Raw genomic sequence first — 25,836 nt, forward strand, 5'->3', positions numbered from 1 at the left:
AATTATGGTCGGGGCAGTTGTGAACGTGGTGAAGCGTGCCGTTGGCGGCTTGTTATTAGCGTAGTCAGAGATGCTGTCCGTGGCGCGCCATGATGTGCCGCACCACGCTGTAGTCCTGAAGCGAATCGCTGGACAGGTCTTTGCCGTAGCCCGAGCGTTTCAGGCCGCCGTGGGGCATTTCGCTGACCAGCATGAAATGGCTGTTGATCCAGGTGCAGCCGTACTGCAGGCGCGCGGCGACTTGCATGGCTTTGTCGAGGTTCTGGGTCCAGACCGAAGACGCGAGGCCGTATTCCGAATCGTTGGCCCAGTCCACTGCTTGCTCGAGCCCGTCGAAGCGGGTCACGGTGACCACCGGCCCGAACACTTCGCGCTGGACGATTTCATCGCTCTGTTTGCAACCGGCCAGCAGGGTCGGCTGGTAATAGAAGCCGGCGCCGGAATGCACGGCCGCGCCGGTCACGCGCTCGATGTGCGGCTGGCCGAGGGCGCGTTCGACGAAACTGGCCACGCGGTCGCGCTGGCGGGTACTGATCAAGGGTCCAATTTCATTGTCGGCATCGCGTTTGCCGGCGAAGCGCAGGCTGCTGACCGCCGCGCCGAGTTCGGCCACCAGTCGGTCATGAATCCCGGCCTGTGCATAAATCCGGCAGGCGGCGGTGCAGTCCTGGCCGGCGTTGTAGTAACCGTACGTGCGCACGCCGTCGACCACGGCCTGAATGTCTGCATCGTTGCAGACAATCACCGGCGCCTTGCCGCCGAGTTCGAGGTGCGTACGCTTGAGGGTTTTTGCGGCGGCTTGCAGGATTTTTTGCCCGGTGACGATATCGCCGGTCAGCGACACCATGCGGATTTTCGGGTGACTGACCAAGTGGCTGCCCACGCCTTCACCGCCACCACAAATGATGTTGATCACGCCGCGCGGCAGGATCTCGGCCAGCGCTGGCGCCAGGGCCAGAATCGACAGCGGCGTGTGCTCGGACGGTTTGAACACCAGCGTATTGCCGGCGGCGAGGGCCGGGGCGATTTTCCACGCGGCCATCATGATCGGGTAGTTCCACGGCGCGATGGACGCTACAACCCCAATAGGATCGCGGCGCACCATGCTGGTGTAACCGGGCAGGTATTCGCCGCTGAGCTGGCCGGTCTGGCAGCGCACGGCACCGGCGAAGAAGCGGAATACATCGACCGTCGCGCTCAAGTCATCCTGTCGGGCCAGGTGCAAGGGTTTTCCGCAGTTCAGGGATTCGAGGCGGGCGAGCAGGTCGGCTTGTTTTTCGATGGCGTTGGCAATGTCCAACAGCAGGTTCGAGCGCTGCTGCGGCGTGGTCCGCGACCAACCGGCGAACGCACGATGGGCAGCCAGGATCGCGGCTTCGACTTGCTCGGTGCTGGCTTCGGCGATGTGCGTCAGCACCTCGCCCGTGGCCGGATTGAGGATCGGTTCGACAAAACCCTGACCTGCGACCAGTTCGCCATCGATCAACAACGCGGTGAACAACGGGGTCTGCGCGCCAGCCATTTTTCGGGTTCTCTTTTCTTGTGTGGCCATGCTGCTCCCAGTGACTGGGGCCGGCCGTCTTATAGATGAACCAAGACTAGTGCCCGAACCCGAGGTCGACAAATACTAAATACTGAAGGTGGCGTTCGATTAAATAGATGGCTTGCGTCCGCCGTGGGGTTGTTCGCGAGCGACGGTCAGGAACGGGTCGACCAGCGCCGGGCGTGCCGTGCCCCGGCGCCATGCCAGGCCGACGTCGAGGGTCTGGCTCAGGTCGGCAATTGGCCGGGCTTCGATGATGTCGCCCTCCAATGACCATGGGCGATAGGTCATGTCCGGCTGGATCGACACGCCCAGTCCGGCGGCCACCAGGCTTCGCACCGCCTCGGTCGAAGCGGTTCTGAGGGTGATGCGCGGCTGAAGCGACGCCGCCGACCACATGCGCTGGGCGTTGCGGTCCATTTCATCGACGTTCAGTTGGATCAGCGGTTCACGGGCGACGTCGGCGAGGTTGATGCTGTCGTGTTCCAGCAGCGGATGCTGGGCCGGCAGCCATAACCGATGGGGCGAATGGGTCAGCACCTCCGTTTGCAGGGCGTGGCGATCTTCGAGGTTGGAGAGGATCAGCACGCCGACATCGATCTCGCCGCTGACCAGCAAATGCTCGATGTACGGCCTTTCGTCCTCCATCACGCGGATCTCGACGTTGGGGTAGGCGCGTTGAAAGCGGGTGAGCAAATCCGCGAGGTAGTAACCGGCGACGAGGCTGGTCACGCCAATGATCAATTGCCCGGCGACCTGGTCGGTGCTTTGTTGCAGGCTGCGTTTGGCGTTGTCCACGGTGGCCAGAATCAGGTGCGCCTGGCGTAGGAATTGATGCCCCTGGTGGGTCAGCGTCATGCCTTTGGCGTGGCGATTGAACAGTCCGACGCCGATTTCCTGCTCCAGTTGCTGGATGGCCAGGGTCAATGTCGATTGGGAAATAAACGCGGTTTGCGCGGCGGCGGAGATCGAGCCGGTCTCGGCCACAGCGATAAAATGGCGGATTTGACGCAACGTCATCATGAAGAAGTACCCGGTGGGCGGTTTTTATAGATTCATTCGAGTGTATATCTTTTTAATCGATAGGCTTTTCGGCGTTGCCAGAGATGAGCAACATCTGGAAGCACTCTCGCCGGGAGGTGCTGGGCACTTTCGATCTAGGCTGGTGGCCTTAAGTGTCCGGTTAATCCCTTTCGTGGAGGCGGCAAAAAATGAATACGCGTGGATTGCTCGATCAACTGCTCAAATCCGGCCAGGACCTGTTGCAGAACAAGGCTGGTGGCGCGCAGAACAAGGCATCAAGTGGTGGATTGGGCGGATTGCTCAGCGGCAGCGGTGGTTCGGGCGGGCTCGGCAGCTTGCTTTCCGGCGCGGGCGGCGGCGCTCTGGCGGCGGGCGCCATGGGCCTGTTGATCGGAAACAAGAAGGTTCGTAAGGTCGGTGGCAAAGTTGCCATTTACGGTGGCCTCGCGGCGCTAGGCGTCATTGCCTACAAGGCCTACGGCAACTGGCAGGCGCAGCAGGGCACGGCGCCTCGGGGCGAACCGCAAACTGTGGACCGAGTTCCGGCCGCCCAGGTCGAGCAACACAGTCAGGCGATTCTCAAGGCGCTGGTGGCGGCAGCCAAGGCAGATGGTCATGTCGATGAGCGCGAACGCGCGTTGATCGAAGGCGAGTTCACCAAACTCGACAACGACCGGGAACTGCAACACTGGCTGCACGCCGAACTCAACAAGCCGCTTGATCCAACCGATGTGGCGCGTGCCGCCAGCACCCCGGAAATGGCCGCCGAGATGTACATCGCCAGCGTAATGCTGGTGGATGAAGAGAACTTCATGGAGAAGTCTTATCTGGATGAACTCGCCCGCCAGCTGAAGCTGGAACCGGGTCTGAAGGCCGAGCTGGAAAAGCAGGTGCGCCAGGCTGCCATGTAGGCTCAAAATCGCCATCGCGGGCAAGCCCGCACACAGGACCTGTGTCAGTCTTGGAACTCTGGAACGACACACTACCTGTGGGAGCGGCCTTGCCCGCGATGGCGTCGTCAGGCGCGCCACATCATTCAAAGCCAGTACGAACGTTTTTCCTCGAGATGAGAAGCGCCGCGCATCCGTCTTATAAATGAAACACCGCCCTCGGCTATACTCCCCAGCATTTGAAATAGCCCCGAGGACTGACTGTGAAGAACTGGACGTTGCGCCAACGCATTTTGGCGAGCTTTGCGGTGATCATCGCTATCATGCTGCTGATGGTCGTCGTCTCGTATTCGCGGCTGTTGAAGATCGAATCCAGCGAAGCCAGCGTGCGTGATGACGCGTTGCCCGGTTTGTATTACAGCTCCATGGTGCGTAGCGCCTGGGTAGACACTTATCTGCAAACCCAGGAAATGCTCGGCTTGAAAGAAGGGCAGGGTTTTAGCGCTGAAGAGGCCGAAAAATTCAAAACCTTTCAAGCGCGCCTGCAAGAGCAGATGACCAGATATCAGGAAACCGTGACGACCGAAGAAGACAAGGTCGAGTACGCCGTCTTTGAAAAGCTCCATGAGAACTACCACAAAGTCTTGGCCTCAGTGCTCGACCTGCACAAGCGTAATCAGGAGGTCGAAGCCATCAAGATGTTCAACGAGCAGCTGACCCCGGCCTGGACCGCAGGTCGCATGAAGCTCAATGACATCATTCGCGAAAACAAAGCGGTGGCAGATGTCGATGTTGCGAACATCGATGACGCCGTGCTCACCGCAAAAACCATCATGGGCATTTCCCTGCTGGTGGCTATATTGGCCGCCGGCCTCTGCGGCTTGTTGCTGATGCGCGCGATCATGGCGCCGATGAACCGCATCGTGCAGATCCTCGAAATCATGCGCACCGGTGATTTGAGCGGCCGCTTGAACCTGGAGCGCAAGGACGAATTCGGCGCCGTGGAAACCGGCTTCAACGACATGATGGCCGAGCTGACGTCGCTGGTGTCCCAGGCTCAGCGCTCGTCGGTTCAGGTCACGACTTCAGTCACCGAAATCGCGGCCACCTCCAAGCAACAACAAGCCACGGCCACTGAAACCGCCGCCACCACCACGGAAATCGGCGCGACATCCCGTGAAATCGCCGCCACCTCGCGGGACCTGGTGCGGACAATGACCGAAGTCTCCACCGCCGCCGATCAGGCCTCGGTGCTGGCTGGCTCCGGGCAGCAAGGCCTGGCGCGCATGGAAGACACCATGCATTCGGTGATGGGTGCAGCCGATCTGGTCAACGCCAAACTGGCGATCCTCAACGAGAAGGCCGGCAACATCAATCAGGTGGTGGTGACCATCGTCAAGGTGGCGGACCAGACCAACCTGCTGTCCCTGAACGCTGCTATTGAAGCCGAGAAAGCCGGTGAATACGGCCGCGGCTTTGCCGTGGTCGCCACCGAAGTACGGCGTCTGGCGGACCAGACCGCCGTGGCCACTTACGACATCGAGCAGATGGTGCGCGAGATCCAGTCGGCGGTGTCGGCGGGGGTCATGGGCATGGACAAATTCTCCGAAGAAGTGCGCCGCGGCATGTCCGAGGTGCAGCAGGTCGGCGAGCAGCTGTCGCAGATTATCCATCAGGTTCAGGCACTGGCGCCGCGGGTGTTGATGGTCAACGAAGGCATGCAGGCCCAGGCCACCGGTGCCGAACAGATCAACCACGCGCTGGTGCAGTTGGGCGATGCCAGCAGCCAGACTGTCGAGTCCCTGCGCCAGGCCAGTTTTGCCATCGACGAACTGAGCCAGGTGGCCGTCGGGCTGCGTAGCGGCGTTTCGCGATTCAAAGTCTGATGGGCGAACTCACGGCCAAACGCGCCGCCGTGAAGCCGGCGATGCAGGCGTTGTTTCTGCTGTTTCGCATCGGCAGCGAGCGCTATGCCCTGCAAGCGATCGAGGTGGCGGAAGTGCTGCCGCGTCTGCCGTTGAAGCCGATCCCCCGCGCGCCGGACTGGGTCGCCGGGGTGTTCGCCTATCGCGGCGCGGTGGTGCCCGTCATCGACCTCAGTGCGCTGACGTTCGGTTTACCGGCTCAGGCCCGCACCAGCACGCGCCTGGTACTGGTCAATTACCGTCCGGATGAAACCCATGAAGCGCAGTTGCTCGGGCTGATCCTGGAACAGGCGACCGACACGCTGCGCTGTAACCCGGCGGATTTTCAGCCTTATGGCCTCGACAATCGCCAGGCGCCTTACCTCGGACCTGTTCGTGAAGATGCGCAAGGATTGCTGCAATGGGTGCGTGTCGCCGACCTGCTGGATGAACAGGTTCGCGCACTGCTGTTTCCGTCACCGCCACTGGATCCGGCGTTGCTTGAGGAGCGGCCATGAACAGTGATCAGCGTTTTTTCGACTTTCTCAAAGAGCGCATCGGCCTCGACGTGACCTCGGTGGGCCCAGCGATCATCGAGCGCGCCGTACGCCAGCGCAGCACCGCATCGCGGTCGCAAACGGCCGATGAGTATTGGTACACCTTGCAGGGCTCGCAGGATGAGCAACAAGCGCTGATCGAAGCGGTGATCGTTCCCGAAACCTGGTTTTTCCGTTACCCGGAATCCTTTGCCACCCTGGCAAAACTGGCCGCCAAGCGCCTGACCGATATCAACAACATGCGCGCATTGCGGATTCTCAGCCTGCCGTGTTCCACCGGTGAAGAACCGTATTCCATCGCCATGGCCTTGCTCGATGCCGGGTTCAAGCCGCATCAGTTCAAAGTCGAAGGCATGGACGTCAGCCCGCTGTCGGTGGAAAAAGCCAAGCGTGCGCTGTACGGCAAGAACTCGTTTCGTGGCCAGGACATCGCCTTTCGTGAACGGCATTTCGTCGCTGAAAACGACGGGTATCGCCTTAGCGAACGCGTGCTGGAACAGGTGCGTTTGCAGGTCGGCAATCTGCTGGATCCGGCGTTGCTGGCCAACGAACCACCGTATGACTTCGTGTTCTGCCGCAACCTGCTGATCTATTTCGATCAGCCCACCCAGCAGCAAGTGTTTGAAGTACTCAAGCGTCTGACCCATGTCGACGGCGTGCTGTTTATCGGCCCCGCCGAGGGCAGTTTGCTGGGGCGCTTGGGTATGCGTTCGATCGGTATAGCGCAGTCATTTGCGTTCAGTCGCCAGAGCGCGCCCGAGCCCGAGCCTTTTCCAGCCTTCGTACCGACGCCATTGCCACTGCGCCAACCAGCGCGCAGCGTCACGCCGCCGCCCGTGCGCCAGCGGCCCTTCGCAACGGTGACGCCGCTGCCGGTGGCGACAAAAGCCGCCAACCCCGACGCCGCCACGTTGCTGGCAAACATCGCCGCACTGGCCAACGAAGGCAAAAGCGCCGAGGCCCGCGCCGCGTGCGAAAGCTATTTGCGCAGCCATGAACCGGTGGCGCAGGTATTTTACTGGCTTGGATTGCTCAGCGATGTCGCCGGCAGCGCTTTTGAAGCCCAGGGGTTTTATCGCAAGGCGTTGTACCTCGAACCGCAACATCCCGACGCGTTGATGCACCTGGCGGCCTTGCTGCAATCCCAGGGCGACACGGCGGGCGCCAAACGATTGCAGGACCGCGCCGCCCGCAGCGAGCGCGCAGACAGTGAGCGCAAACGATGAATGTTGCCGACAGTTTTAGCCTCACCCATGAAGATGCGCAGGCCATCGACGATTGCTGGAACCGCATCGGTATCCACGGCGACAAGTCCTGCCCGCTGCTGATCGAACACATTCACTGTCGCAATTGTGCGGTGTACTCGGCGGCGGCTACGCGTTTGCTCGACCGTTATGCGTTGCAACAGGAAGACCGCGGGCAAGTCGGCGTCGCCGTCGAAAGCGAGGTGACAACCCGCTCGCTGCTGATGTTCCGCCTTGGCGAAGAGTGGTTGGGCCTGGCCACCCGCAGCCTGGTGGAAGTGGCACCGCTGCAAGCGATTCATTCCCTGCCGCACCAGCGCTCCCGGGCCTTGCTCGGCGTGGCGAATGTGCGCGGCGCTCTGGTGGCGTGCCTGTCGCTGGTGGAGCTGCTCGGGCTCGACGGCGCGAGCAGCGTGGCGTCCGGCGCGCGCGTGATGCCGCGCATGCTGATCATTGCTGCCCACGGCGGGCCGGTGGTGGTGCCGGTGGACGAAGTCGACGGGATCCATGCCATCGACGAGCGAGTCCTTGAGGCCGCATCGCGTTCCGGTACGCAGGCCAGCGCCAAATACACGCGGGGCGTGTTGCAATTCAAAGGTCGCAGCCTGCGTTGGCTGGATGAAGAACAGCTGCTGTCCGCCGTGACCCGGAGCCTCACATGACCCCCGAGCAAATGCGTGACGCCTCTTTGCTGGAGCTATTCAGCCTCGAAGCCGAGGCCCAGACCCAAGTGCTCAGCGCCGGTCTGTTGGCGCTGGAGCGCGATCCGACTCAGGCCGATCACCTCGAATCGTGCATGCGCGCCGCGCACTCGCTCAAAGGCGCGGCGCGAATCGTCGGGGTCGATGCCGGCGTGAGCGTCGCGCACGTGATGGAAGATTGCCTGGCCGGCGCACAGGAAGGGCGGCTTTATCTGCGACCCGAGCACATTGACGCGCTGCTGCAAGGCACCGATCTGCTGATGCGCATCGCGACGCCGAACAACGCTCCGACGCCCGTGGAGATCGATGCCTTTGTGGCGCTGATGGCGCATTTGCTGGACCCGCTGGCACTCGCCGCGCCGATCAGCACACCGATTGCGCCATTCATGGCCGAGGCCGAGCCAGTTGTCTCTGTCGTTGAACTGCCCGTTGCGCAAGTCCAGCCGATCGCCGCAGTGCTCGAAGCGCCGGCCGCACCGACTACATCCCCGCGTAAAACCAAACGCACCACCGAAAACGGTGAGCGGGTCCTGCGGGTCACGGCCGAACGCTTGAACAGCCTGCTCGACTTGTCGAGTAAATCCCTGGTGGAAACCCTGCGGCTCAAACCGCACCTGGCCACCATGCAGCGCTTGAAACGCATGCAGAACAACGGCCTGCGCGCGCTGGAAAACCTCAATGTCCATCTCAAGGATCAGACCTTGAGCCTGGAAGCCCAGGAAGCCCTCGACGATGCGCGGCGGTTGCTGGCGGAATCCCAGCAATTGCTGGTGGAAAAAAACGCCGAACTGGACGAGTTCGCCTGGCAGGCCAGTCAACGTGCACAAGTGCTGTACGACACCGCGCTGGCCTGCCGCATGCGGCCGTTTGCCGATGTGCTGAGCGGGCAAGCGCGCATGGTCCGCGACCTCGGCCGTGATTTGGGCAAGCAGGTACGGCTGGAGATCGAGGGCGAGAAAACCCAGGTCGATCGCGACGTCCTGGAAAAACTCGAAGCGCCACTGACGCACCTGTTGCGCAACGCCGTCGATCACGGCATCGAATCCCCGGAACAACGGCTGCTGGCCGGTAAACCGGAAGAAGGTTTGATCCGCCTGCGCGCCTCGCATCAGGCTGGTTTGCTGGTGCTGGAACTGAGCGATGACGGCAACGGCGTCGACCTGGAAAAGGTCCGCCGCAGCATCATCGAACGTCAGCTGTCGCCGGCCGACACCGCTGCGCAGTTGAGTGAAGAGGAGCTGCTGACGTTCCTGTTCCTGCCGGGTTTCAGCCTGCGCGACAAAGTCACTGAAGTCTCGGGGCGCGGCGTTGGCCTCGACGCGGTTCAGCACATGGTCCGCCAGTTGCGCGGCGCAGTGGTGCTGGAACAGACGGCGGGCGAGGGCAGCCGCTTCCACCTCGAAGTGCCGCTGACGCTGTCGGTGGTGCGCAGCCTGGTGGTGGAGGTCGGCGAAGAGGCGTATGCGTTTCCGCTGGCCCACATCGAGCGCATGTGCGACCTGGAGCCGGCGGACATCGTGCAGGTCGAAGGCCGTCAGCATTTCTGGTACGAAGGTCGGCATGTCGGGTTGGTCGCGGCCAGCCAATTGCTCCAGCGTCCGGCGAGCGCGAACAGTCAGCAAACCCTCAAGGTCGTGGTCATCCGCGAGCGCGATGCGATCTACGGCGTGGCCGTCGAACGGTTCATTGGAGAGCGCACGCTGGTGGTCTTGCCGCTGGACGAGCGTCTGGGCAAAGTGCAGGACATCTCCGCCGGCGCGCTGCTCGACGACGGTTCGGTGGTGCTGATCGTCGATGTCGAAGACATGTTGAGGTCGGTGGACAAACTGCTCAACACCGGACGTCTGGAGCGGATTTCCCGCCACAGTAATCAGGCGGCCGAAGTGGCGCGCAAGCGAATTCTGGTGGTCGACGATTCGCTGACCGTCCGCGAATTGCAGCGCAAGTTGCTGCTCAATCGTGGCTACGACGTGGCCGTGGCGGTGGACGGGATGGATGGCTGGAATGCCCTGCGTTCGGAGGATTTCGATCTGCTGATCACCGACATCGACATGCCGCGCATGGACGGCATCGAACTGGTGTCTTTATTGCGCCGGGACAATCGATTGCAATCGCTTCCGGTTATGGTGGTTTCCTACAAGGATCGCGAGGAAGACCGTCGTCGTGGACTGGACGCCGGAGCCGACTATTATCTAGCCAAAGCCAGTTTTCATGACGACGCCCTGCTTGATGCAGTGGTTGAGCTCATAGGAGGAGCGCGGGCATGAAAATCGCAATCGTCAACGATATGCCCATGGCCGTGGAGGCTTTGCGCCGCGCCTTGGCGTTTGAGCCTGCGCACGAGGTGATCTGGGTCGCCAGTAACGGCGCCGAGGCGGTGCAACGTTGCGTGGAAAACACCCCGGACCTGATCCTGATGGACCTGATCATGCCGGTGATGGATGGCGTCGAGGCAACACGGCGAATCATGGCCGAGACGCCGTGCGCCATCGTCATCGTCACGGTCGACCGCCAACAGAACGTACACCGGGTGTTCGAAGCGATGGGCCACGGCGCTTTGGACGTGGTTGATACGCCGGCAATCGGTGCCGGCAATGCCCAGGAAGCGGCGGCGCCGTTACTGCGCAAAATCCTCAACATCGGTTGGCTGATCGGCGACAAGGGCAATCGCGTGCGCCCCGCGCCCGCCCCGTTGCGCAACGCCGGTTCCCGGCAAAAACTGATCGCCATCGGTTCCTCCGCGGGCGGGCCGGCGGCCCTGGAAATACTGCTCAAGGGCCTGCCGCGAGATTTCCCCGCCGCCATTGTGTTGGTCCAGCACGTTGACCAGGTGTTCGCCACTGGCATGGCCGAATGGCTCAGCAGCGCCAGCGGCCTGAACGTGCGCCTGGCGCAGGAAGGCGAGCCACCGCAGGCCGGCACCGTGCTGCTGGCCGGCACCAACCACCATATTCGCTTGTTGAAGAACGGCACGCTGGCGTACACCGCCGAGCCGGTCAACGAGATCTATCGGCCCTCGATTGATGTGTTTTTCGAGAGCGTGGCCAGTTACTGGAATGGCGATGCCGTGGGGGTTTTATTGACCGGCATGGGGCGCGATGGCGCGCAGGGGCTTAAACTCATGCGTCAACAGGGCTACCTGACCATCGCTCAGGACCAACAAAGCAGCGCGGTGTATGGCATGCCGAAAGCGGCAGCGGCCATCGACGCGGCTGCAGAGATTCGCCCGCTGGAAAAGATAGCGCCACGATTGCTGGAGATTTTCGCCAAATGACTACACTTTGCAGCAATCCTGGTCCAGGCAGTACTCAGGTGACCGCACATGACTGACTTACAGCTCGACGGCTTCAAAACCGACGAAAACGCCGCGATGGTGTTATTGGTGGACGATCAGGCGATGATCGGCGAAGCGGTGCGCCGCGGGTTGTCGAATGAAGAAAACATCGACTTCCACTTCTGCGCCGACCCGCATCAGGCGATTGCCCAGGCGATCCGGATCAAACCGACGGTGATCCTGCAGGATCTGGTCATGCCCGGTCTCGACGGCCTGAGCCTGGTGCGTGAATACCGCAATCACCCGGCCACCAAGGATATTCCAATCATTGTGCTGTCGACCAAGGAAGACCCGCTGATCAAAAGCGCGGCGTTCGCGGCCGGGGCCAATGATTACCTGGTGAAGCTGCCGGACAACATAGAACTGGTGGCGCGCATCCGCTATCACTCGCGTTCCTACATGACCCTGCTGCAGCGTGATGCGGCGTACCGCGCGTTGCGGGTCAGCCAGCAGCAATTGCTCGACACCAATCTGGTGCTGCAACGGCTGATGAACTCCGACGGCCTGACCGGGTTGTCGAACCGTCGTCACTTCGACGAGTACCTGGAACTGGAATGGCGACGTTCGTTGCGCGACCAGAGCCAACTGTCGTTGCTGATGATCGATGTGGACTACTTCAAGTCTTATAACGACAACTTTGGCCACCTCGAAGGCGACGAAGCCCTGCGCAAGGTCGCCACGGCCATCCGTGACGCCAGCGCCCGGCCTTCCGACCTGCCGGCCCGTTACGGCGGCGAAGAGTTCGCCCTGGTTCTGCCGAATACATCACCGGGCGGCGCACGACTGGTGGCGGAAAAACTGCGCCAGACTGTGGCGGCGCTGAAAATTCCGCACATTTCACCGACCGAAGGCTCGAGCCTGACCATCAGCATCGGCCTCTCGACCATGACCCCGCAACCGGGCGCCGATTGCCGGCAACTGATCTCGGCGGCGGACAAGGGGCTGTATCTGGCGAAGAACAATGGGCGCAATCAGGTGGGGATCGAGTAGGCGTCATTGCCAGCAAGCGGGCTCCTACAGTTGATCGATGTGCGTTTGCGAATGCGCTACCGCGGCGCCGTTTCGAAAACGCACCGGGCCTTTTCGGCCAAGCGGGCTGCCGTTTACGGACGTTTGCCGTTATACTCGCCGGCTTTCAAAAGTTCGCCAACGAGTGCTGCCCGCCATGGAAATCAACCCGATCCTTAACAGTATCAAGGACCTGTCCGAGCGCTCCGAAACTATTCGGGGGTATCTTTGACTACGATCAAAAGCATGAGCGTCTGACTGAAGTCAATCGCGAGCTTGAAGATCCGTCTGTCTGGAACAACCCGTCTTACGCTCAGGAACTGGGCCGCGAGCGGTCCCTGCTGGCTCAGATCGTCGAAACCCTCGACGAAATGCACTCCGGCCTGGCCGACGCCAAAGACCTGCTGCTGATGTCCGCAGAGGAAGAAGACCAGGCCGCCGTCGATGACGTCGCCGCTGAAGTCGAGCGCCTGCGCGAGTCGCTGGAAAAACTCGAATTCCGTCGCATGTTCAGCGGTGAAATGGACGCCAACAACGCTTACCTGGACATCCAGGCCGGCTCCGGCGGCACCGAGGCCCAGGACTGGGCCAACATCCTGCTGCGCATGTACTTGCGCTGGGCCGACAAACGCGGTTTCGACGCGACCATCATGGAACTGTCGGCCGGTGAAGTCGCCGGGATCAAAGGCGCCACCGTGCACATCAAGGGCGAATACGCCTTCGGCTGGCTGCGTACCGAAATCGGCGTGCACCGTCTGGTGCGCAAGAGCCCGTTCGACTCCGGCAACCGTCGTCACACCTCGTTCTCGGCCGTGTTCGTGTCGCCGGAAATCGATGACAACATCGAAATCGACATCAACCCGTCGGACCTGCGCATCGACACCTACCGCTCCTCCGGTGCCGGTGGTCAGCACGTAAACACCACCGACTCGGCCGTACGGATTACCCACGTACCGTCCAACACCGTGGTCAGCTGCCAGAACGAACGCTCCCAGCACGCCAACAAAGACACCGCGATGAAAATGTTGCGGGCGCGCTTGTACGAGCAGGAAGTGCAGAAACGCAACGCTGCCTCGCAAGCCCTGGAAGACACCAAGTCGGACATCGGCTGGGGTCACCAGATTCGCTCCTACGTACTCGATGCGTCGCGAATCAAGGATTTGCGCACTAACATCGAACGCAGCGACTGCGACAAAGTGCTCGACGGCGACATCGACGAATACCTGGTAGCGAGCCTGAAACAAGGCCTGTAACACCGCCCCCTGTAGGAGCTCGGGGGGACGCCTAGTCCTTGCTGAGCGATCCCCGGCCACAGGCCGGGGACAATGAACCTGATGGAATACTTAAAGACATGAGCGACCTAGAACTCGACCCGCAAGCCCTGCAACAGGAAGAAAACTCCCTGATCGCCCTGCGCAAGGAAAAGCTGGCCGCCGAGCGCGCCAAGGGCAATGCCTTCCCGAACGACTTCCGCCGCGACAACTACTGCGAAGACTTGCAGAAACAGTACGCGGACAAGACCAAGGAAGAGCTCGCAGAGGCTGCAATCCCGGTCAAGGTTGCCGGTCGCATCATGCTTAACCGTGGCTCGTTCATGGTGATCCAGGACATGTCCGGTCGCATCCAGGTTTACGTCAATCGTAAAACCCTGTCCGAAGAAACCCTGGCCGCGGTGAAAACCTGGGACCTGGGCGACATCATTGCCGCCGAAGGCACCCTGGCCCGTTCCGGCAAGGGCGACCTGTACGTAGAAATGACCAACGTACGCCTGCTGACCAAATCCCTGCGCCCGCTGCCGGACAAGCACCATGGCCTGTCCGACACCGAACAGCGCTATCGCCAGCGTTACGTTGACCTGATCGTCAACGAAGACGTGCGCCAGACTTTCCGCGTCCGTTCGCAAGTGATTGCGCACATCCGCAGCTTCCTGATGAAGCGCGACTTCCTTGAAGTCGAAACGCCGATGCTGCAAACCATTCCCGGTGGCGCGGCGGCCAAGCCGTTCGAGACTCACCACAACGCGCTGGACATGGAAATGTTCCTGCGTATCGCGCCTGAGCTGTACCTCAAGCGTCTGGTTGTCGGCGGTTTCGAGAAAGTGTTCGAGATCAACCGCAACTTCCGTAACGAAGGCGTTTCGACGCGTCACAACCCTGAATTCACCATGTTGGAGTTCTACCAGGCGTACGCCGACTACGAAGACAACATGGACCTGACCGAAGAACTGTTCCGTGAACTGGCGCAGCTGGTGCTGGGCAGCACCGACGTGCCGTACGGCGAAAAAGTGTTCCACTTCGGCGAACCGTTCGTGCGTCTGTCGGTGTTCGACTCGATCCTCAAGTACAACCCTGAGCTGACTGCCGATGATCTGAATGACATCGACAAGGCCCGCGCCATCGCCAAGAAAGCCGGCGCCAAGGTGCTGGGCTTCGAAGGCCTGGGTAAATTGCAGGTGATGATTTTCGAAGAGCTGGTCGAGCACAAGCTGGAGCAGCCGCACTTCATCACCCAGTACCCGTTCGAAGTGTCGCCGCTGGCCCGTCGTAACGACGACAACCCGAACGTCACCGACCGTTTCGAACTGTTCATCGGTGGCCGTGAAATCGCCAACGCTTACTCCGAGTTGAACGACGCGGAAGACCAGGCCGAGCGTTTCATGGCGCAGGTGGCCGACAAGGACGCCGGCGACGATGAAGCCATGCACTACGACGCCGACTTCGTTCGTGCGCTGGAGTACGGCATGCCGCCAACGGCCGGTGAAGGCATCGGCATCGACCGTCTGGTGATGCTGCTGACCAACTCCCCGTCGATCCGCGACGTGATCCTGTTCCCGCACATGCGGCCGCAAGCGTAAATGTTTCAAACAAAAAGCCGCCTATAACAGGCGGCTTTTTATTGCCTGTCTGGTACAAACGTATCAATTGGTTACTTTTGAAGTGAGAGAGGAATTCCTGTCGTGAACCGTGCAATGGCTCAAGAAGGTGCAGCGGGTATCGCCACTGCGGTCGCTGAAAGTGTTCAGTACCAGGGTCGCAAGGCCAGCCGTCAGGGCAGCGAACAGCGGCGACAGGACATTCTCGATGCGGCGATGCGCATCGTCGTGCGCGATGGCGTACGGGCCGTGCGTCACCGTGCGGTTGCCGCGGAAGCCGCTGTGCCGTTGTCGGCCACCACCTACTATTTCAAGGACATCGATGACTTGCTCACCGATACCTTCGCCCAATACGTGGAACGCAGCGCGGCGTTCATGGCCAAGTTGTGGGTGAACAATGAAGGCTTGCTGCGCGAGATGGTCGTCAGCGGCGACGGCAGTCCCGAGTCACGCTCGCAACTGGCGGACGACATCGCGAGGTTGATGGCGGACTATGTCCATCGGCAATTGATCAACCGCCGCGAACATTTGATGGCCGAGCAAGCGTTCCGTCAGGAAGCGTTGCTTAACCCCCGCCTGGCGGAGTTGGTGCGCTCGCATCAGCAAATTCTCCTGCAGGGTACGTGTCAGCTTTTCCAGGTTTTGGGTTCCCGTGAACCCCAACAAGATGCCAAAGTGTTGACGGCGATTATCGGACGGATGGAATATCAGGGCCTGCTTAACGAAGCCGGGCCTGACGCCGAAGCTGAAATGCTCGGTATCCTGACGCGGTACATGCATCTGGTGTTGGCGTCGGTGTAAGCCTTTGATGGCGCTTTACCCTGTGGGAGCGAGCTTGCTCGCGATGACGGTTTTACATTCGACATGCATGTCGCCTGATATACCGCTATCGCGAGCAAGCTCGCTCCCACAGGGTTAGTGGCCACTTGAGGTCGGTGTTTGTTCATAGGGAGTGTTGAATGAAAGCCTGGCGTGTCGTTGTGATCGCCTTGTCGTTCCTGCTGCTCAGTGGCTGTCTGGTGACCTTCAGGGAGCCATTGCCCACGAGCGACCCCGCGCCCAAAGGATTACTCGGCAAATGGACCAGCACCAACGCCTGGGGCGAGCCGGTGAATCTGGAACTGACGCGCATCGGCGACAATCGCTATCAGGCGGTCAGCTACTTCAAGGCCAAACCCAAGGAACGCGAAGCCTATCCCTTCACCGTCTCGCGCCATGGCAACCGCTGGTATCTGTCGGCGAAGGTGCCGGCGCAATTCGGCGGGCATTTCACCATTGCCGGGTTCGAACTCACCGACAAGCATGAACTGGTGGTCTACAACCTCGATCTCGAGCAGATCAATCAGGCCCTGGGGCAGAAAGTCCTCAGCGGCGAAGGCTTCCAGACCGACGACGGCGACGGCGTGCTGATCGACACTCAAATGGACCAGGTCTTCGCCTGGCTTGACGATCCGGCCAATTCCGATGTGTTCGTCGAGGCCGTGCGTTATCAGCGCCTGGCCAAAGCCAAATAAACCCAGCACATAACGGTTTTTCTACAGGAGTTTCGGGTGGACGATTACCAGCAGACGATACGCATGTTGTCCGATCGCATTGTGCTGGCGCAGACGCCGATTCGCGTCCTGGATGCAGTGAAGTGGGACGAGAGCATTCGTAAGGGGTTCCTCAAGGCCAAGGGCAAGGAAATGCCGGCGGTGGACCGCGATTACTACCTGAACCGACCGCTGTCCTTCGACTCCAGCAAAGTGAAACTGGAATTCCAGAACATCGAGCGTGACATCACCCGCCAGCTCGGTCAGTTCAACCCGGTCGGCCAGATCATGCGCCGCATGTGCAAGGAATACCGGATGGTGGTGCGCATGCTTGAAGCGCGCGGCACCGAGGATTTCGGCCTGATTTCCCAGGAGCTGTACGGCGCGGCGTCCGACGCGTTTCACGCCGGTGACCCGACCCTGTCAGACCTTGGCCTGATGCTCTCCGATTATCTGAATAACATCGATGGCCGTGGTGACCTGAAGGACGAACCGAAAATCCTCACCGCCAAGGACGCCGTGCATTTATTGCAAACCCGGCTGAGCAAAGTGTTTGGCGAGGCCGAGGAAACCATTCGGGTGTTCGAGTCCGACGGCATCGTCGCCGATGCGGCAGCGGGCGCCGACTACATCAAGATCCGCACCGACGCGATGTTCAACGAGCGTGACGTGCGTGCCCTGGAAGTCCATGAAGGGCTGGTGCACGTGGGCACCACGCTCAACGGTTTGAACCAGCCGATCTGCACCTTCCTGTCCAAAGGGCCTCCCTCGTCGACCGTGACCCAGGAAGGGCTGGCGATCCTGATGGAAATCATCACCTTCGCCTCTTACCCGAGCCGCCTGCGCAAACTGACCAACCGTACCCGCGCCATTCACATGGTGGAGGAGGGTGCGGACTTCCTGCAGATCTTCGAGTTTTTCCGCGAGCAGGGCTTTGAAATGGCGGAAAGCTACGGCAACGCCAGTCGGGTTTTCCGTGGTTCGGTACCCAACGGTCTGCCATTTACCAAAGACTTGTCCTACCTCAAGGGCTTTATCATGGTTTACAACTACATTCAGTTGGCCGTGCGTAAAGGCAAGCTTGAGCAAGTGCCGCTGCTGTTTTGCGGTAAGACCACGCTGGAAGACATGCGCACGTTGCGCCAGTTGGTCGATGAAGGATTGGTGGTGCCACCCAAGTATTTGCCGGAGCAGTTCCGCGACATGAATGCGTTGTCGGCGTGGATGTGCTTCTCCAACTTCTTGAACCACCTGAGCCTGGACCGGATCGAAGCGGATTACTCCAATATTTTGTGACGATAATGCAATCTACTGTGGGAGCGAGCCTGCTCGCGATAGCGGCCTGACATTCAACATTGATGTTGCCTGATACACCGCTATCGCGAGCAGGCTCGCTCCCACAGGGGAAAGGTGTATTTCCACCCAAATTTTCGCGGGGTTTCAACGGATGAGAATCCTCGGCATCCTCTGCCTTCTCCTGACCCTCGGCGGTTGCAGCTCCTTGCTGTTCTACCCCGAGCCCGGCCAGTTGTTCACCCCGGAAAAAGCCAAACTCGAATACCGTGACGTGACCCTGGTCACCGCTGATGGCCTCAAGCTGCAAGGCTGGTGGCTGCCGGCGAAGAAAGGCATCGAGGTCAAAGGCACGGTGCTGCACCTGCACGGCAACGGCGGCAATCTGCCCATGCATCTGGGCGGCAGCTGGTGGTTGCCGGAAGAGGGCTATCAAGTGCTGCTGATCGATTATCGCGGCTACGGCTTGTCCGAAGGCGAACCGAGTTTGCCGGCGATTTATCAGGACATCGACGCCGCATTCAAGTGGCTCGACCAGGCGCCGGAAGTCAAAGGCAAACCGCTGATCCTGCTCGGCCAAAGCCTCGGTGGCTCAATGGCCGTGCATTACCTGGTTCAACACCCCGAACGCCAGAAGCAACTCAAGGCTTTTGTCCTCGACGGAGTGCCCGCCAGTTATCGCAGCATCGGCCAGTTCGCCCTCAGCAATTCCTGGTTGACCTGGGCGTTCCAGGTGCCGCTTTCGTGGCTGGTGCCGGACGGTGACAGCGCTATCCACTCGATGGCGCAGCTCAACGGCGTGCCGAAACTGATCTATCACAGCATCGACGATCCGATCGTGCCTCTTTCCAACGGCATCCGTCTGTATCAAGCTGCGCCGCCGCCGCGGGTGCTGCAACTGACCCGTGGCGGTCATGTGCAGACGTTCGCCGACCCGGTCTGGCGCAAAGTCATGCTGCGATACCTCGATGACCCGCAGCATTTCAACGGCCTGCGCCGCCTGGGTGAAATCCCCAACTACCCGGCACCCCCGAATTCAGAAGATGAACCACCAGAGAGCCCGCAATGAGTGAAGAACGTAACGCCATCCCGCTGATCATCACCGGTATCTGCAGCATCCTCGGCACCGTCGCCGCCCTGTGGTGGTACGGCTACCTGCACTTCGCCAAACCCGAGGACGCGCTGCTGCTGAGCGAATTCACCATGCTCAAGACCGTGCCGGGCGAGGATTACAAAGTCTCCCTGGAGCCGGCCCCGCAAGTCGCGCAGTGCATTGATGGCGTGCTGGTGATGTTCGACACCGAGCAGAAAGGCCTGACCGGTGTGTTGGTCAACAGCAAGAGAAAAGCCGTGCGCTGCATGGGGCAGGAAACCCCACAGAAGCTGGAGCCGTAGACAGCGGCATAACGGGCTCCCCTTCGGTCAACAGTGATTGAAGGGGACCGTTGGTTCATTGATTTACCCGTACGAGCAAAACAACCTAGGGGGCGACTTCAAAGTCGACGTAGTTGTACTGCGATGGGTTGAGGCCCATGACTTGCTGTACGCGCCCCTCGTACTTGCTGGCTGGTAATTGCGCTAGTGTTGAACTCCAGACTCCCGTGGCGTCTGCAACGGTGTTGATCACGTTCCACTTGCTTTCCCCAGACTTTCTATAGCCAATGACCATCCAGGCGCCGGGAGAGCCCGTGCCTGAAAAAACGATGGGGTTTTGAGCGGCTGGCGCTCCCGCTACAGGTTTTTGAATGTTGGGCGGCGGTAAAGGCGTGAAGCAACCAGGCAGTGCCTCTCCGTTCACCGCAACGGAAAAGATCGCTCCTTGATCAGAACGTGAACAAAACCCGACAGAGATTTTTGCCTCCTCATCTTTCAAAATTATGTTTCCTGTTAGTGTTGGATCAGCTGTCGAAGCTGTTTCCGGTGTGGCGTCCAGTTGAGTGTTTAGAAGATACCCTCCCATGCTGGTGTATCTGACCCAGACGCCGTTGACTCGATTGTCAGTAGGTGGAAAGTTGTCGAAAGGCGTCGGTTTGCGGTATTCAAAAGCCAGTTGTGTTGGCACCAATCCTGGACGATTGATGAGGTACAACTGCGGGCCTTCCTGACCCAGTACACCCAGGCGATAGAGGCCGGTACGTTCGATAACGGCAACTTGCTTGTTATCCAGCCAGCCGGAATACCAGCGGTTGTTCGCAGGGTAGAGTGTTGCTCCACCTGAAACCGAATCTCCCGTGTCGCCATTCCCAATCACGGTGCACCCGGTTGGGGCCGTTAAGGTGTCTCCCTCTTTCGGGCATTTGGTATACGTATTGCCATGGGCGTACCCCAGGTTGTGTCCGAACTCATGTTTGTACACATGGGATGCGCCACTCTGGCCGTACACGCCGATGAGTCGTCCGGGACGATAAGCCGATGCATTACCCCCACAATCAACCACGTTGATCACATAATCGAATTGCTCAGGATCAAGCCCGTGTCCCTGCGCCGTTTTTTTACCCTCTGCAATAGCCAGGGCCATCGGCATCGGCGAACCACCTTTGCATTGGTCTGGACGAGGGCCGGAAGTACTCTCGATGACCTGGCCAGTCAGCGTCAGTTTTCCAGCCGATGCCGCGTGGAGATAGGACTGTAAGGAGTCCGGATCCGAGGAGAGGGTATGTTTCTTGATCAAGGGGTAGTTCAGGGCGTCTCCATCCTGCCAATGGTTGACGGTTACCAGAAGGGTTTTGGTTCCCACCACGGGTCGTTGATTGATGTCTGGTTTGGGTAAGGGAATCGCGTTGGGTATGGCGTCCCTTTCGTCATACACAAACTCATTGTCTGGAATATGGCTACCCGCGCAGCCGGCCAGAATTGACGCTGTACAAAACATCACTGTTTTTCGCATCACGTAAGCTCCATAGATACTCGAGTAGCACCGGAGCCAAACTAAGCTTAAACAGAAAAGTCGACTACTGTCATAAATGACAGTCGTAAAAAAGCCCCGCCTGATCAGATCAGGCGGGGCTTTTGCGTTGCGGCGTGAAGCTTAGTTCGAGCTAACCGCCGAACGCGGGATCACCGGCTGGTTGTCGTTGGAAATGGTCACTTCCACGCGACGGTTCATCGCCCGGCCTGAGGTGCTGGAGTTTTCAGCAACCGGGTATTCCTTGCCATAACCCTGGGCAACGATGCGCGCCGGATCAACGCCCATTTTCACCAGTGCCGTGCGCACGGAACCGGCACGACGCTCGGACAGCGACTGGTTGTGCGACGCCGTGCCGGTGCTGTCGGTGTAGCCTTCGACGATCACCTTGCGGTCCGGGTTTTCCTGAAGGAATTGCGCCAGTTTGTTGATGTTCACCAGGCCGCTGGATTTCAGGTCGGCACGGTCAGTGGCAAACAGCACATCACCGAAGGTCACCAGCGTCCCGCGATCGGTCTGCTTGGCGTTCAGGCTGTCCTGCAGCTGCTTGATCTGCTGATCGCGAGCATCGAGACGCGCCTGGGCACGTTGCGCGGCAGCGTTTTTCAAATTGGCTTCAGCGGTGCGCAGGGCGATGGTCTGCTTCGCCACTTCAACCCGCTGATTGGTCAGGTAGGCCAGTTGATCGACCGTATGCTCGTCCTGCTTGTCCATATAAGCCTTGTCGGCCTTGTCCAGGTAATCGCTGGCGTCCTTGGTTTCCAGCGCGGCGACTTTGCTCGCCTGCGGGTTGGCTTGCAGGCCGCTGTAGTTGGTGCGGGCCTGTTCAAGGTTCGCGTTAGGCGGCGTGGAGCAGGCAGCCAGTGCAACGCTTGCGGCCAGCAGGGCAGGGATCATCAATTGTTTGCGATTCATGGTTTCGTCCTTTTAAGTCGAGAAAGAAGTACGTCGTGGCGGCGCTTATTGCACGGTGCGCTGGCTTTCCTGACGCAGTTCCTGAACCCCTTTCTGAGAGTCCTTCACCGCCTGTTCGGCTTTGATCGCCTGGGCTTTGCGTTCGGCTACGCGTGCGTCCCACTCGGCCTGTTCGGCGAGCATTCGGGCTTCGTCGTACTTTTTGTCGTGCATGGCGATTTCGGCTTGTTTGAGCTTGTCCTGAGCGGACTTCATCTCAACCGCCGAGAATTCGGTGCCGCCGGCGCTGACGGCGCTGTTCACCGCCGATTGGGTCACGGCGTATTGCTCGGTCGGCGGGTTACCGGCGCAACCGGCCAGAACCAGGCTGCTGCCGATGGCCAGGGCGGCCAGTTTCAGGCTGCGCAGGGGGGTGGACGAGGATTTGGCGGTGCTGATCTTCATGGTCTTCAACTCCATTGGAATAACTCCTGAAAAACTAAAAATCCATCCTGGGCAAGGAGCCGCAACCATCAATTTTCGAAGCATTTTGAAACGGCCGTCCCAGGCGTGGTTACTGGTTACGACCCGAGGCATTTTTTAAAAGTTCAGAGAAGATGGCCTATCGCCGGAAAAAACTTTGACCGAATGGACAAGGCTCTAAATAGGGAACTTTGGCGATGTGTAGCGGTATTCCCGGGCTTTTCCAGGCCCGGGAATAGGCAATTGTTGAAGGCGACTGCAACCCCTGTGGGAGCGAGCTTGCTCGCGATGGCGGAGTGTCAGGCAATAGAAGTGTTGAATGTCAGACCGCTATCGCGAGCAAGCTCGCTCCCACAGGTCTGGATGGTTTGAATCAGTGTTTCTGCTTGTCGTCGCCGGAAGACAAATCATGCAAATGACGACGGGACAACGCGAGAAAACGCGGGGTTGGGCCGATGTCTTCGTACAGCGGATCGCCTTCTTCGTCGGTGGCCACGACGGTCGAACCTTTCACGTACGGGAAGCTTTTTTCAAGTTCTTCGAGCGCAGCGCCGATCAACTCGCCGAGCAGTTCTTCGGGGTGCCGTTTGGGGTACATCTCGATGATCGCCGCGAGTCGTGCGGCGGCCTCCACATCCAGATGAATCGCGTAGCCGGTGTCGGTCAGGCGACCCTTGGCGTTTTCTTCCCAATGATGGGCAAGCTCGCGGATTTTCATAAAAACCTCATGGCGCGCCTGCTCGTGGCAGGCAGGGTAAGTGTCCGGTCATGGCCGGCGAAAGCCGTTGTACGGCTTACTCTTCAGACTAGCTCGCGGGCCCAAGGTTTAAAGTCCCTTCGTCGTGTGCTTGTAAGAAGTGCTTTACGGCGGCACTCTTTAACGCACGAAGCACACCGGATTTTTCGCTGGAGAACGGCTGATGACCGATATTGATGCACGCTTGCGCGAGGACGTTCACCTGTTGGGTGAGCTGTTGGGCAACACCATTCGTGAGCAGTACGGAGACGATTTTCTCGACAAGATCGAGCAGATCCGCAAGGGCGCCAAGGCCGACCGTCGCGGTTCGATGGACGCCGAACTGAGCGCCAGCCTCAATCAGTTGAGCGAAGACGAGTTGCTGCCGGTGGCGCGGGCGTTCAACCAGTTTCTCAATCTCGCCAACATCGCCGAGCAATATCAACTGATCCATCGCCGCGAAGCATCGCAGCCCGCGCCGTTCGAAGCGCGTGTGTTGCCGGAGTTGCTCGCGCGCCTGCGCGCCGAAGGCCATGGCGCCGAATCCCTGGCCCGGCAATTGGGACGGCTGGAAATCGAACTGGTCCTGACCGCGCACCCGACCGAAGTCGCGCGTCGCACGCTGATCCAGAAATACGACGCCATCGCTGCGCAACTCGCGGCACAAGATCATCGCGACCTGACCAGCGCCGAGCGCGAGCAGATCCACGCAAAGTTGCAGCGCCTGATCGCCGAAGCCTGGCACACCGAAGAAATCCGTCGCACCCGCCCGACGCCCGTGGACGAGGCCAAATGGGGTTTCGCGGTGATCGAGCATTCGCTGTGGCAAGCGATCCCGAACTATTTGCGCAAGGCCGATAAAGCCCTGCATGACGCCACCGGCCTGCATTTGCCGCTGGAGGCTGCGCCGATTCGCTTTGCGTCTTGGATGGGCGGCGACCGCGACGGCAACCCCAACGTGACCGCTGCCGTGACCCGTGAGGTGTTGCTGCTGGCGCGCTGGATGGCTGCTGATTTGTACCTGCGCGATGTCGATCACCTTGCGGCCGAATTGTCGATGCAACAGGCCAGTGACGCCCTGAAAGCCAAAGCTGGGGACAGCGCCGAACCGTATCGCGCCGTCCTTAAACAACTGCGCGAACGCCTGCGCGCCACTCGAAACTGGGCCCACACGTCTTTGACGACCGCCACGCCGGCCCCCGCCGATGTGCTGCAAAACAACCGCGATTTGCTTGATCCGCTGGAGCTTTGCTACCAGTCGCTGCACGAGTGCGGCATGGGCGTGATCGCCGATGGACCGTTGCTTGATTGCCTGCGTCGTGCGGTGACATTTGGTTTGTTCCTGGTGCGTCTCGATGTGCGTCAGGATTCGTCCCGTCACACGGCGGCGATGACTGAAATCACCGATTACCTCGGCCTCGGTCGCTACGAAGACTGGAGTGAAGAGGAGCGCATCGCCTTCCTGATGCGCGAGCTGAACAACCGTCGTCCGTTGCTGCCGGCGTACTTCAAGCCCTCCGCCGACACCGCTGAAGTGCTCGCCACGTGCCGGGAAATCGCTGCGGCACCGGGTGCTTCGCTCGGTTCGTACGTGATTTCGATGGCCGGCGCCGCCTCCGATGTGTTGGCTGTGCAACTGTTGCTCAAAGAGTCTGGCGTGTTGCGGCCGATGCGCGTGGTGCCGCTGTTCGAAACCCTCGCTGACCTGGATAACGCCGGCCCGGTGATTGAAAAGCTGTTGCTGCTGCCGGGTTATCGCGCGCGCCTGCAAGGCCCGCAGGAAGTGATGATCGGCTATTCCGACTCGGCCAAGGACGCTGGCACCACGGCGGCGGCCTGGGCGCAATATCGGGCGCAGGAACGGCTGGTCGACATCTGCCGTGAGCAGCAAGTGGAACTGCTGCTGTTCCACGGTCGCGGTGGCACCGTGGGCCGTGGCGGCGGCCCGGCGCACGCGGCGATCCTGTCGCAGCCGCCGGGTTCGGTGGCGGGGCGTTTCCGCACCACCGAACAAGGGGAAATGATTCGTTTCAAATTCGGCCTGCCGGACATCGCCGAACAGAACCTCAATCTGTACCTGGCGGCAGTGCTGGAAGCGACTTTACTGCCACCGCCACCGCCGGAACCCGCCTGGCGCCATTTGATGGACGAATTGGCCGCAGACGGTGTCAGCGCTTACCGCGCCGTGGTGCGGGAAAATCCGCAATTCGTCGAGTATTTCCGCCAGTCCACGCCGGAACAGGAATTGGGGCGCCTGCCGCTGGGCAGCCGCCCGGCCAAGCGCCGTGCCGGCGGGATCGAAAGCCTGCGGGCGATTCCGTGGATCTTCGGTTGGACCCAGACACGCTTGATGCTGCCAGCCTGGCTCGGCTGGGAAGCCGCGCTGAGCAAGGCGCTGGAGCGTGGCGAAGGCGAGTTGTTGGGGCAGATGCGCGAGCAGTGGCCGTTCTTCCGTACGCGCATCGATATGCTGGAAATGGTCCTGGCCAAAGCCGACGCCGATATCGCCCGCTCCTATGATGAGCGGCTGGTCGAGCCGGATCTGCTGCCTTTGGGGGCGCATTTACGCGACCTATTGTCGCAGGCGTGTGCGGTGGTGCTTGGTCTGACCGGTCAGTCGCAGCTACTGGCACATAGCCCAGACACCCTCGAATTCATCCGCCTGCGCAACACTTACCTCGACCCGCTTCATCTATTGCAGGCCGAGTTGCTGGCTCGTTCGCGACAACAGGAGGTGGCACAGGGTAGCCCGGTGGAACAGGCGCTGCTGGTGTCTGTGGCGGGTATTGCCGCCGGTTTGCGAAATACCGGCTAAGGTTTTCGTCGTGGGTTCGGGCACTCGATACGGGCGTCGAGTGTCGGTCCGCGCAGGGCTGGAAAGTGCTGCCAGGCGACAGTTATTGATGGGGTTGCGACT

General features: G+C 60.3%; 22 protein-coding genes. 16 read left to right on the plus strand and 6 right to left on the minus strand.

What is annotated here, in order from left to right; translation table 11 throughout:
• Nucleotides 1–64: 64 nt before the first annotated feature.
• Together F8N43_RS09620 and F8N43_RS09625 are read right to left on the minus strand one after the other, a co-directional pair.
• On the minus strand, nucleotides 65–1,522 hold the full coding sequence (locus F8N43_RS09620) for a gamma-aminobutyraldehyde dehydrogenase (protein ID WP_150630879.1): 1,458 nt from the start codon (nucleotides 1,520–1,522) through the stop codon (nucleotides 65–67).
• A 129-nt stretch (nucleotides 1,523–1,651) separates the two neighbouring features.
• Entirely contained in the window at nucleotides 1,652–2,566 is a 915-nt protein-coding gene (locus tag F8N43_RS09625) for a LysR family transcriptional regulator (RefSeq protein WP_008072897.1), read from the minus strand.
• A 188-nt stretch (nucleotides 2,567–2,754) separates the two neighbouring features.
• Between F8N43_RS09625 and F8N43_RS09630 the strand changes: the two genes are divergently transcribed.
• From F8N43_RS09630 to F8N43_RS09705, 15 genes are all read left to right on the plus strand, one after another.
• Nucleotides 2,755–3,477: a tellurite resistance TerB family protein gene (locus tag F8N43_RS09630; RefSeq protein ID WP_150630860.1), complete on the plus strand. Its 723-nt coding sequence runs from the start codon at nucleotides 2,755–2,757 to the stop codon at nucleotides 3,475–3,477.
• Nucleotides 3,478–3,719: 242 nt separating this feature from the next.
• On the plus strand, nucleotides 3,720–5,342 hold the full coding sequence (locus F8N43_RS09635; protein WP_150630859.1) for a methyl-accepting chemotaxis protein: 1,623 nt from the start codon (nucleotides 3,720–3,722) through the stop codon (nucleotides 5,340–5,342).
• Entirely contained in the window at nucleotides 5,342–5,878 is a 537-nt protein-coding gene (locus tag F8N43_RS09640; protein ID WP_150630858.1) for a chemotaxis protein CheW, read from the plus strand. Before F8N43_RS09635 ends, F8N43_RS09640 begins: the two co-directional genes overlap by 1 nt.
• Nucleotides 5,875–7,143: a CheR family methyltransferase gene (locus F8N43_RS09645; RefSeq protein ID WP_150630857.1), complete on the plus strand. Its 1,269-nt coding sequence runs from the start codon at nucleotides 5,875–5,877 to the stop codon at nucleotides 7,141–7,143. The genes F8N43_RS09640 and F8N43_RS09645 overlap by 4 nt, the downstream gene beginning before the upstream one ends.
• Nucleotides 7,140–7,823, plus strand: coding sequence for a chemotaxis protein CheW (locus F8N43_RS09650; RefSeq protein WP_150630856.1), 684 nt, complete (start codon nucleotides 7,140–7,142; stop codon nucleotides 7,821–7,823). The genes F8N43_RS09645 and F8N43_RS09650 overlap by 4 nt, the downstream gene beginning before the upstream one ends.
• A complete protein-coding gene (locus F8N43_RS09655; RefSeq protein WP_150653684.1) occupies nucleotides 7,820–10,129 on the plus strand; it encodes a hybrid sensor histidine kinase/response regulator in 2,310 nt (769 codons plus the stop codon). The genes F8N43_RS09650 and F8N43_RS09655 overlap by 4 nt, the downstream gene beginning before the upstream one ends.
• Nucleotides 10,126–11,136, plus strand: coding sequence for a chemotaxis response regulator protein-glutamate methylesterase (locus tag F8N43_RS09660; RefSeq protein ID WP_150630854.1), 1,011 nt, complete (start codon nucleotides 10,126–10,128; stop codon nucleotides 11,134–11,136). The genes F8N43_RS09655 and F8N43_RS09660 overlap by 4 nt, the downstream gene beginning before the upstream one ends.
• Nucleotides 11,137–11,184: 48 nt before the next feature.
• Nucleotides 11,185–12,186, plus strand: a complete 1,002-nt coding sequence (locus tag F8N43_RS09665; protein WP_150630853.1) for a response regulator — start codon at nucleotides 11,185–11,187, stop codon at nucleotides 12,184–12,186.
• Between the two features lie 175 nt (nucleotides 12,187–12,361).
• A protein-coding gene (gene prfB / locus F8N43_RS09670) for a peptide chain release factor 2 (protein ID WP_150630852.1) occupies nucleotides 12,362–13,457 on the plus strand; the annotation gives its coding sequence in 2 pieces (ribosomal slippage) (nucleotides 12,362–12,433 and nucleotides 12,435–13,457; 1,095 coding nt in all).
• A gap of 98 nt (nucleotides 13,458–13,555) precedes the next feature.
• A complete protein-coding gene (gene lysS, locus F8N43_RS09675; protein WP_150630851.1) occupies nucleotides 13,556–15,058 on the plus strand; it encodes a lysine--tRNA ligase in 1,503 nt (500 codons plus the stop codon).
• Nucleotides 15,059–15,160: 102 nt separating this feature from the next.
• Nucleotides 15,161–15,877: a TetR/AcrR family transcriptional regulator gene (locus F8N43_RS09680; protein WP_191623656.1), complete on the plus strand. Its 717-nt coding sequence runs from the start codon at nucleotides 15,161–15,163 to the stop codon at nucleotides 15,875–15,877.
• Nucleotides 15,878–16,035: 158 nt separating this feature from the next.
• Entirely contained in the window at nucleotides 16,036–16,590 is a 555-nt protein-coding gene (locus tag F8N43_RS09690) for a hypothetical protein (RefSeq protein ID WP_150653685.1), read from the plus strand.
• Nucleotides 16,591–16,653: 63 nt separating this feature from the next.
• Complete coding sequence (locus F8N43_RS09695) at nucleotides 16,654–17,904, plus strand: flavohemoglobin expression-modulating QEGLA motif protein (protein WP_191630131.1); 1,251 nt, start codon at nucleotides 16,654–16,656, stop codon at nucleotides 17,902–17,904.
• Nucleotides 17,905–18,055: 151 nt separating this feature from the next.
• A complete protein-coding gene (locus tag F8N43_RS09700) occupies nucleotides 18,056–18,970 on the plus strand; it encodes an alpha/beta hydrolase (RefSeq protein ID WP_150630847.1) in 915 nt (304 codons plus the stop codon).
• Nucleotides 18,967–19,296 (plus strand): hypothetical protein, encoded by a 330-nt coding sequence (locus tag F8N43_RS09705; RefSeq protein ID WP_150630846.1) that lies wholly within the window; start codon nucleotides 18,967–18,969, stop codon nucleotides 19,294–19,296. The genes F8N43_RS09700 and F8N43_RS09705 overlap by 4 nt, the downstream gene beginning before the upstream one ends.
• Nucleotides 19,297–19,381: 85 nt before the next feature.
• Here F8N43_RS09705 and F8N43_RS09710 read toward each other — a convergent pair whose 3' ends face one another.
• The 4 genes from F8N43_RS09710 to F8N43_RS09725 form a co-directional block, all read right to left on the minus strand.
• On the minus strand, nucleotides 19,382–20,788 hold the full coding sequence (locus F8N43_RS09710) for a transposase (RefSeq protein WP_150630877.1): 1,407 nt from the start codon (nucleotides 20,786–20,788) through the stop codon (nucleotides 19,382–19,384).
• Nucleotides 20,789–20,929: 141 nt separating this feature from the next.
• A complete protein-coding gene (locus F8N43_RS09715) occupies nucleotides 20,930–21,721 on the minus strand; it encodes an OmpA family protein (protein ID WP_150638920.1) in 792 nt (263 codons plus the stop codon).
• Between the two features lie 45 nt (nucleotides 21,722–21,766).
• Nucleotides 21,767–22,180, minus strand: coding sequence for a DUF4398 domain-containing protein (locus F8N43_RS09720; protein WP_150630844.1), 414 nt, complete (start codon nucleotides 22,178–22,180; stop codon nucleotides 21,767–21,769).
• A gap of 376 nt (nucleotides 22,181–22,556) precedes the next feature.
• Entirely contained in the window at nucleotides 22,557–22,901 is a 345-nt protein-coding gene (locus tag F8N43_RS09725) for a pilin assembly protein (protein WP_150630843.1), read from the minus strand.
• 202 nt (nucleotides 22,902–23,103) lie between these two features.
• On the opposite strand from F8N43_RS09725, the gene ppc reads away from it, so the two are divergent.
• Nucleotides 23,104–25,734, plus strand: a complete 2,631-nt coding sequence (gene ppc / locus F8N43_RS09730; RefSeq protein WP_150630842.1) for a phosphoenolpyruvate carboxylase — start codon at nucleotides 23,104–23,106, stop codon at nucleotides 25,732–25,734.
• The last annotated feature ends 102 nt before the right edge of the window (nucleotides 25,735–25,836 follow it).

Origin of the sequence: Pseudomonas fluorescens (assembly GCF_902498065.1) — a bacterium.
GTDB classification, from domain to species: Bacteria; Pseudomonadota; Gammaproteobacteria; order Pseudomonadales; family Pseudomonadaceae; genus Aquipseudomonas; species Aquipseudomonas fluorescens_BJ.

Bases quoted from the DNA above. Each gene is read 5' to 3' on its own strand.
- F8N43_RS09700 (WP_150630847.1), top strand. From the start codon at position 18,056: ATGAGAATCCTCGGCATCCTCTGCCTTCTCCTGACCCTCGGCGGTTGC.
- F8N43_RS09660 (WP_150630854.1), top strand. From the start codon at position 10,126: ATGAAAATCGCAATCGTCAACGATATGCCCATGGCCGTGGAGGCTTTG.
- F8N43_RS09665 (WP_150630853.1), top strand. From the start codon at position 11,185: ATGACTGACTTACAGCTCGACGGCTTCAAAACCGACGAAAACGCCGCG.
- F8N43_RS09725 (WP_150630843.1), bottom strand. From the start codon at position 22,901: ATGAAAATCCGCGAGCTTGCCCATCATTGGGAAGAAAACGCCAAGGGT.
- F8N43_RS09705 (WP_150630846.1), top strand. From the start codon at position 18,967: ATGAGTGAAGAACGTAACGCCATCCCGCTGATCATCACCGGTATCTGC.
- F8N43_RS09715 (WP_150638920.1), bottom strand. From the start codon at position 21,721: ATGAATCGCAAACAATTGATGATCCCTGCCCTGCTGGCCGCAAGCGTT.
- F8N43_RS09645 (WP_150630857.1), top strand. From the start codon at position 5,875: ATGAACAGTGATCAGCGTTTTTTCGACTTTCTCAAAGAGCGCATCGGC.
- F8N43_RS09640 (WP_150630858.1), top strand. From the start codon at position 5,342: ATGGGCGAACTCACGGCCAAACGCGCCGCCGTGAAGCCGGCGATGCAG.
- F8N43_RS09720 (WP_150630844.1), bottom strand. From the start codon at position 22,180: ATGGAGTTGAAGACCATGAAGATCAGCACCGCCAAATCCTCGTCCACC.
- F8N43_RS09690 (WP_150653685.1), top strand. From the start codon at position 16,036: ATGAAAGCCTGGCGTGTCGTTGTGATCGCCTTGTCGTTCCTGCTGCTC.
- F8N43_RS09655 (WP_150653684.1), top strand. From the start codon at position 7,820: ATGACCCCCGAGCAAATGCGTGACGCCTCTTTGCTGGAGCTATTCAGC.
- ppc (WP_150630842.1), top strand. From the start codon at position 23,104: ATGACCGATATTGATGCACGCTTGCGCGAGGACGTTCACCTGTTGGGT.
- lysS (WP_150630851.1), top strand. From the start codon at position 13,556: ATGAGCGACCTAGAACTCGACCCGCAAGCCCTGCAACAGGAAGAAAAC.
- F8N43_RS09630 (WP_150630860.1), top strand. From the start codon at position 2,755: ATGAATACGCGTGGATTGCTCGATCAACTGCTCAAATCCGGCCAGGAC.
- F8N43_RS09625 (WP_008072897.1), bottom strand. From the start codon at position 2,566: ATGATGACGTTGCGTCAAATCCGCCATTTTATCGCTGTGGCCGAGACC.
- F8N43_RS09695 (WP_191630131.1), top strand. From the start codon at position 16,654: ATGTTGTCCGATCGCATTGTGCTGGCGCAGACGCCGATTCGCGTCCTG.
- F8N43_RS09710 (WP_150630877.1), bottom strand. From the start codon at position 20,788: ATGCGAAAAACAGTGATGTTTTGTACAGCGTCAATTCTGGCCGGCTGC.
- F8N43_RS09650 (WP_150630856.1), top strand. From the start codon at position 7,140: ATGAATGTTGCCGACAGTTTTAGCCTCACCCATGAAGATGCGCAGGCC.
- F8N43_RS09620 (WP_150630879.1), bottom strand. From the start codon at position 1,522: ATGGCTGGCGCGCAGACCCCGTTGTTCACCGCGTTGTTGATCGATGGC.